The following is a 2790-nucleotide window of genomic DNA, read 5'->3' as shown; positions in this document are numbered from 1 at the left end:
GAGAATCGCATTTCCACGAATCACTGTCAAGAGTCAGAGGCGTCGTTTTGGCGGGCGGGTTTCTTTTGCCTGATTGAAGGTGGAAGGAAATGCAGACGCATATTGCAACGACGCCGTTTGGGCGGCGGCCGATGTCGCTCGCCATGGTGGCGGCGCAGAAAGAAGCGGACGGAATCCCGGAAGGCGAGACCGTCGACAAGTGGCGGGTCTACAGGGATTTGTGCGAAGGCAAGTCCCTGGTTGGTGTCGGGGACCGCGCTCTGGCGATCCTGGCGGCGTTGCTGTCGTTCTACCCGGACGATCATCTTTCGCAAGACAATGGCCTGGTCGTGTTTCCCTCGAACCGGCAGCTTGCGCTGCGTGCCCACGGCATGTCGGAAGTGACGCTTCGCCGACATCTGGCGGCGCTGGTCGAGAACGGGATCATCATTCGACGTGACAGCCCGAACGGCAAGCGATATGCGCGCAAGGGGCGGGAAGGGGGCGTTGAGGAGGCCTTCGGCTTCTCTCTGGCTCCGCTGCTGGCGCGTGCGGCGGAATTTGCGGCAGCGGCGGAATCGGTCCGGGCCGACAATCATGCCCTCAAACTGATGCGCGAGCGCATCACCCTGTATCGCCGCGATATAGCCAAACTGATCGAGACAGGGATTGATGAGGATGCGCACGGAGACTGGAAGGGTCTATGGCAGAGCTTTCGCGAGATTGTGACCGCGCTCCCACGCCGTGCGACGACAGCTGAACTGGAGCCCTTCGTCACAGCATTGGGCGATCTTCGGCAGGATGTGGACAAGCTGTTGGAAAAGCATATAAATATTCAAAATATGAACGGCAAAGCCTGCCTAAATGAACGGCAGTATTCTAATTCAAACACAAACGATATTATTGAACTTGAACCTGCTTCAGAAAAAGACAGGGGCAGCGACACATCACAATCTGGACAGGGCGGCGCGGCTCAAACCTATCCACTGGGACTGATCTTGAGAGCCTGCCCGGATATCGTGGACTATGCCGTAGACGGGATCGGCAACTGGCGGGAATTTATGACAACCACGGCCCAGGTTCGCGGATATCTGGGCGTCTCGCCTTCGGCCTATGCGGAGGCGCTGGAAATTCTCGGGCAGGAGAGCACGGCTATCGTCATTGCCTGCATTCTCCAGCGGGCGCAGGATATCAATTCGGCCGGCGGTTATCTTCGAGCGCTGACCGAAAAAGCACGGGCAGGCGATTTCTCTGTCGGTCCGATGCTCATGGCGACGCTGAAAACGAATTCTTCCAGGTCCAGACTTGCTGGATAATCGCGTGGTTTCCGCCATGGCGACACCCGCCGATATGGTCGGTTCAGGCGAACGCATTGTGTGGATTATGAGGAGAGGGGAGGGACACCGTCTGCGGACGGAATTTACAGGCCGGCGGCTTTTGTGAGATTAATGCGAAAGCGATCCCGACGGCGTTGGTATTTGCGTGTCATCTCTGCGGAGGCATGGCCGAGCTGTTTTTGAACGTGGCGCTCCTCGACTTCGGCGGACGAGGCAAGACCCGCGCGCAGCGAATGCCCAGCGAACAGATCTGCTCGCCGTCCTTCAGGCAGATCGCCGCGTACGCCCGCGGCCAGCGCGGCCCGTTTGACCAGACGGGCGATCTCCTGGTCGTTGAGGCGATCGGAGCCGACCTTCTTGCCGTGACCGGTGACGCGCCGAAAAAGAGGGCCATGCGCGATGCGGGCAAGGCTGAGCCAGGTCTGCAGCGCCATGACCGGACAGGTTGCGTCAGATGAACCTCGACCGATCTCGACCTCGCGCCACCCGGTTTTGCCCCGCAAGGTGACAAGAAGCCCGCCATCCAGCACCTCGATCCAGCCGCGTCCGTCCTCTGTCTGATCGCGGCCGCAATCAAGCCCCACAATCTCGGAACGTCGGAGTGCGCCGGCAAAGCCGATGAGCAGCATTGCCCGGTCCCGCAGGCCCCGCAGAGCGCCACGATCCAGGGTCTCGAGCATGGCGATCAGGTCGTCCGGCAGGAGCGCCTCTTTCTGACGGGGCGGGGATGCATGGCGATTCCGGATTCCGGCCATGACGGTCGCAATGTGGCGATCTTTGCGATCGAGCGTGAGGCCGCGCTGGGAATAGTTCCAGGCCAGAGCGGAAAGGCGTCGCTCGATTGTGGAAACGGCATGTGGCTTTCTGCCGCCAGATCGCGGGGCGGCCCGCCCGGGCGCATTGTCTGCGGCGCCGGCGGCGAGTGCGGTGACGTACAGGCCCACCACCTGCGGATCCGCGGGGAGGGGGGCCAGACCCTGCCGACGGCACCAACTGGTGAAATGCGTCCAGTCGGCGGCATAGGCCCTGCGCGTGTTGGGCGAGGAGGCGGCTTCCACATAGGTACGCGCCCGGGCGGCGAGGCCTTCAAGATGCCCCGGCAGGTCGGGTGCGGCTTGAGATTGTGCCGGCAAACCGGGTGCAGGCTTGGCTTGCGGTTCGCCGCCCTGCCCATATCCGCTATTGCTATTGCCGGGCGAGCGGTTCCGCCCCCCGTCGCCGAAGGCGCCCATCTCGCGGACCAGATCGACGATGTCGGGCAGATCCTTGTCCTGCATGCTTCGCCACACTCCTTTGCACCTTTATGTCCGACCCGCGCCCTGGGAGCAATCCCGCGACATCGGGCGACAGAAGCTCCCTGCGGTCCATTGTCGAGCAGCTTTTGTTGGCGAGCTCGCAGGCATCCCCTTTCTCGCCGCCAGCAGCCGTTTGGCGCGGCTAACCGTTGACGACCGATAAGCCAACATTATCGGTC

Annotated in this window: 2 protein-coding genes; one reads left to right on the top strand and one right to left on the bottom strand. The window is 61.8% G+C overall.

Features of this window, described 5'->3' with window-relative positions; all coding sequences use genetic code 11:
* The first annotated feature begins 89 nt into the window (after nt 1-89).
* Nucleotides 90-1295 (top strand): plasmid replication protein RepC, encoded by a 1206-nt coding sequence (gene repC, locus ABID44_RS18595; protein WP_354153165.1) that lies wholly within the window; start codon nt 90-92, stop codon nt 1293-1295.
* Nucleotides 1296-1399: 104 nt separating this feature from the next.
* Here the strand turns inward: repC and ABID44_RS18590 are convergent, their stop codons facing one another.
* A complete protein-coding gene (locus ABID44_RS18590) occupies nt 1400-2593 on the bottom strand; it encodes a site-specific integrase (RefSeq protein ID WP_354153164.1) in 1194 nt (397 codons plus the stop codon).
* Nucleotides 2594-2790: the final 197 nt, after the last annotated feature.

Origin of the sequence: Aquamicrobium ahrensii, assembly GCF_040545755.1 — a bacterium.
In the GTDB taxonomy this organism is placed as follows: Bacteria; Pseudomonadota; Alphaproteobacteria; order Rhizobiales; family Rhizobiaceae; genus Mesorhizobium; species Mesorhizobium ahrensii.
This window is presented reverse-complemented; position numbering and strand designations above follow the sequence as displayed.